The sequence below is a fragment of the Vulcanisaeta sp. EB80 genome (genome assembly GCF_002078205.2).
Window position 1 is genome coordinate 1 of record NZ_LCWN02000104.1, and the last position, 4,447, is coordinate 4,447.

5 protein-coding genes are annotated in these 4,447 nt (G+C 43.9%); 1 reads left to right on the top strand and 4 read right to left on the bottom strand.

Going from position 1 to position 4,447, the window contains the following annotated elements; translation table 11 throughout:
- The 3 genes from B7L70_RS11855 to B7L70_RS11865 all read right to left on the bottom strand — a co-directional run.
- On the bottom strand, window positions 1–568 hold a 568-nt coding region (locus B7L70_RS11855; RefSeq protein ID WP_143701649.1), incomplete at its 3' end, for an FAD-dependent oxidoreductase.
- A 101-nt stretch (window positions 569–669) separates the two neighbouring features.
- Window positions 670–960 (bottom strand): hypothetical protein, encoded by a 291-nt coding sequence (locus tag B7L70_RS11860; protein WP_081228368.1) that lies wholly within the window; start codon window positions 958–960, stop codon window positions 670–672.
- A 68-nt stretch (window positions 961–1,028) separates the two neighbouring features.
- A complete protein-coding gene (locus B7L70_RS11865) occupies window positions 1,029–2,834 on the bottom strand; it encodes an APC family permease (protein WP_081228369.1) in 1,806 nt (601 codons plus the stop codon).
- 419 nt (window positions 2,835–3,253) lie between these two features.
- Here B7L70_RS11865 and B7L70_RS14015 point away from each other — a divergent pair, with 419 nt between their 5' ends.
- Window positions 3,254–3,565, top strand: coding sequence for a hypothetical protein (locus B7L70_RS14015; protein ID WP_238376244.1), 312 nt, complete (start codon window positions 3,254–3,256; stop codon window positions 3,563–3,565).
- A 43-nt stretch (window positions 3,566–3,608) separates the two neighbouring features.
- On the opposite strand, the gene B7L70_RS11875 is transcribed toward B7L70_RS14015, so the two are convergent.
- Complete coding sequence (locus B7L70_RS11875) at window positions 3,609–4,196, bottom strand: hypothetical protein (RefSeq protein WP_081228370.1); 588 nt, start codon at window positions 4,194–4,196, stop codon at window positions 3,609–3,611.
- Between the last annotated feature and the right edge of the window lie 251 nt (window positions 4,197–4,447).

Here is a 4,447-nt window from a genome sequence, read left to right on the forward strand (position 1 = left end):
CAAAAAGCTCCTCACTACCTATGGCTAATTCGGCACCAGGTACTGGTATTCTTATCGCCGTTGATCCCGTGGCGACGAGCAGGTACTTACCCTCCACCTCCCTCCTCCATGATCCATCGATAGCCTCCACAACAACCCTATGGTTATCGACAATCCTCGCAATGCCTTTCACGAAATCCACGTTCTCATGTTCCTTAATCTCCCTTATATGCTGCAGATATCGTATGTACTGCACGTTATCCTTATGATCAATCGCGTTTTCCCAGAGGATCTTGACCTTGTTTATATCCGTATTACCAACACTATTCAGTATGTTTCTAAGCTTCTTCATCAGGTAGATAGCAATTGATACGGATTTAGAGGGTATACAACCCTCGTATAGGCAGTTACCGCCAAGATTACCCTTATCATCAATTAACAAGACCCTGTAACCACCCTTACTAAGTTCGAAAGCGCCATGATAGCCACCGCCACCTCCACCAATTACTATAACATCATAGTTACTAAGCCTTGGCGGATCCTCAAACCCAGGATCTGTCGGTGGAAACGTAGAGTATTTGCCCAACACGGACTAGACTAATAAGGCTTAATTTATTTACTTTTATGTCAGAATTCTGACATATGTGATCGTATTTTAATAAATGTTTTAATTACTATTTTTATGGTATATTAAACACCACCCATCTCCCTTAATGCAACAACCAGATCCTCAGTAAGTATCCCACTATATGAACCATACAGATAAAGCCCAAGCGCCACAAGGGCAGCAACTACTGTATCCCATGGGAACGGTATTATCGGCGTCTCAAAAACACTGAAGGAGCCTAGGAACGATAATACGAATGCCGAGAATATCGTCGCCACAACCCACCAACCAGCCCTCACATGCTTCATCGCATTCTCATGATCCTTGGCTGTGGACGCCACATAAAGCGTTAATCCAACTGTTAGAGCTATCATGAATATGACATAGGCTACGAATTAAATATTTTATATATTTTAATGGCTATTTATTTTATTTATCGTCATCACTCTATTGGTAATCCTTTTTGCTTTATTTCTTTTAGGTCCTTTGTTTCGTAGCCTAGTTGTACGGCTATGAAGTATGCGGCTAGGCTTAGTATTGCGAATACTATGTAGTCCCATGGGTATGGGATTATTGGTGTTGATAGTGGGCCCAATGATCCTATGTATGAGATTGTGCCGAGGAATACGTTGAATATGGGTATCCAAAAGGCTGCCTTGGCGTCTGGATGTCTCGACTTAAGCCATACGTACAATAGGCTTAGTACCTGTATTAACGTGATTAGTGTCCAGTAGATTGCGAAGGATGGTAATGGACCTAGAACTGAGAACCAGCCCAGGTACCAACCGGCAATTACCAGAGCGGTTGCTATCCAGTAAGCCACTGCAAAGATTACGGCTGCACCCTGCGTGAGCCTTATCTCCGACCTGTATGGGCCGAGTAGTAATAGTGGGAACCCGAGTATTACGCCGGCTATTATGGCGTTTACGTACGACCAACCAGACCAATAAATCAGTAATGAGGCTACGATGAAGCTTACTGGGTAGAATATGTACCAAGCTGGCGTCTTAAACGGCCTATTCAGGTCTGGGGCGACCCTCCTAAGTACGTGGTTGGATATACCAACCTGTAGATACCCATAAATCGTCATGACCGTTGAGTAGGACATTATTGCATACCACGTCGGAAATGGCGCCATGAATGCTATACCGATTACGGTAGCCACCAAAAGCGCAACCCAGGGTGTTTGGAACCTCCTATGTATTTGAGAGAGTAACCTGGGTATGTAACCAACCCTAGACATACCATACAAATTCCTACCACTAGTGCCAACGTAGACAGCCAATGTACCGGCCGGAGATATGATGGCATCGACGAGCAAAAATATGGCCCATCCCATGAGTATTGGTATACCCGTAGCCATAGCCTCACTAACAAATGGGTGCGCCGCCCAATCACTCGAGGCGAGGGCTTGCCAATCACCTGGCGAGACGCCTGCGGCCTTCCAATTAATGGCACCTATGAATGCAATCTCGAGTAAGACGTACAGTATTATTGTCGTGATGAACGCCAATATTGTACCCAGCGGCACATCCCTCTGCGGATTCTTACCCTCACCAGCGTACTCAAGCCCCTGTCTAAAGCCTTGGTAAGCCCATACTATGCCTGACGTTATCATGCCGGCAAAGATTGCTGGATAACCGTATGGTGCAAAGCCGCCGGGTAATTTACCAACGACGTGGTCCGGGTGGAAGTATAGGGCTATGAGGAGTATTATTGTGAGTCCCGGTATCAATATCTTCCAGGCGGTTATGAACCTATTGAACCAACCAAAGATATTAACACCAATTAATTGAATGACGAAGAACAACAATATCAATGTAGCCGCGGTAAATAGACCCAACGGTGTTAATACATTGAGTGTGGAGTTCCAAAACTCGGGCACATAATAGCTTGCGTACTCCACAATTGCGACTGCCTCCACAGACACCGTGGTGATGGCACCCAGGGCATATGCCCAGGCAAGTAGGTAATTACTGATTGTACCGTGACTGTAGTGGTTATACCTAGCCAGGGAGCCACTAAATGGGAATAAGCCACCCAGCTCGGCGAAGGGGAAAACCATGAATATGAATAGTACGCCGGCTATTATCCATGATAAAATCGCCGCAGGACCCATAGCACCAGAGGCGCCTAATGCGGCAAACAACCAACCACTACCAACCATACCAGTAAGGGGAAGCATGAAATAGTCAGTCAGTGTCAAAGCCCTCCTAAGCCTAGCCTGGGGCTGAATCGTGTTACCCATACAAATAGACTTATTATAAGCGCCTTAAAAATTAAACCTACCATATTTAACCCAACTCGTTAATGTAAACTGCATTGCATACGATTTCCATACTTTTAACGTTATTAAATTAAATGCAGCATAAAACAGGCATACGCAATTAGCATTGAAAGATTGAATCTAATTAATCACATTTAAAAATACTTAATCCTCATTAAAGCAAAGCGTGAATTGCATGGTTAAGCATTGGGTCTTTGTAACCAAAGCCCGGAAATCTCCATACCTGCCTTAAATACCGGGTTTTCGGCGTTGAACTGAGCAAATACGGTCATACAGCTCAAAAGCTGATTCAGGTCAATGACCTATTCTTCTTTTATGTAAGGTCACAAAACCAGTCAACTTCCCTACAAAGCTGTGGTTTAACGTTTATTGGGCCATTCATGATTAAGTCACCAGGTACTCCCAATCCCAAACATTCAGCAGTTAGTGAATGGGATCCTGCAGGCAAATTCACGGTGATTATTGAATTCGGCGAGGTACCCAACGATCCTATTGGTGCTGTTAATGTGAATGATGTGTCCAATGACTTACTATTCATAACCAATAAGGCGAAGCCAGGTGGAGGTGGTCGGCAGGATCACGTGCAATTCTCAATAATATCAATTAGGGAGGAGGACTACGAACAACTCATGAGCAATAGAGATGTAAACCACCCATGCATTAATCAATCGAAGCACCTAGGAATTATATAGGTGACCGAGGATGGGTGATTTCAAAAGAATGCTGAAATAATGATTATGTTTGGCTCTTACCTGCCTTCTGCCTTTGTGTGGTTGCTCCCTTTATCAGTGTTTCGTATATTTTGCCTAGTAGGTCGTATAGTGTGTCGATCCTCTTGTTGGTCTCGTCAATCCTCCTATTTATGCTCTCCCTCATCTCGCTCATGCCCTTACCCAACTCATCAATCCTCCTATTTACCTCATCAATCCTCTTATTCGTCTCCTCAATCCTCCTGCTTAAGGTGTCGTTTAATGCATTAATCCTATTGTTCAACGCCTCATAATTCCTACCCATTAATTCGTAGAGAGCATCAATCCTCTTGTTCGTCTCTTCAATTTTCCTGTTTAACGCCTCATAATTCTTACCCACTAAATCATAGATCTTGCCCACTAGATCATAGAGTGCGTCGATCCTCTTGCTTAATGAGTCATTTATTGCATCTATCCTCTTATTCGTCTCGGTTACGTCCTTCCTAATCTCCTGAAACAAACCAAGCATTAGCACGACCAAGTCCTCCGTGGACAGCTTCTTACCCTCACCAACCTTCCTCAAGACAGTCTCCAAAGCCTTATCAATGGCAGAAGCCACTATCGACTCGACCATCAAGACAAAACCAACCTAAGCATTAATAAGGCTTTAGTTCACGCTCCACAAACACAAAACCACACAAATCAAATACTTCATATAATTAAACCTCGTTTGTTGACTTTAGTAGTGGCTCCTCAATTTTATAAAACCAATCTGCTTAATGATTGATCCTCGTAAGCACCTAACTCAGTGAATCCGCGATGCATTATTTACGAGGCTTGGGTTCTGTATTAAGGTTATGGGTGCGTGTGGTTGGTTTCGGTTTG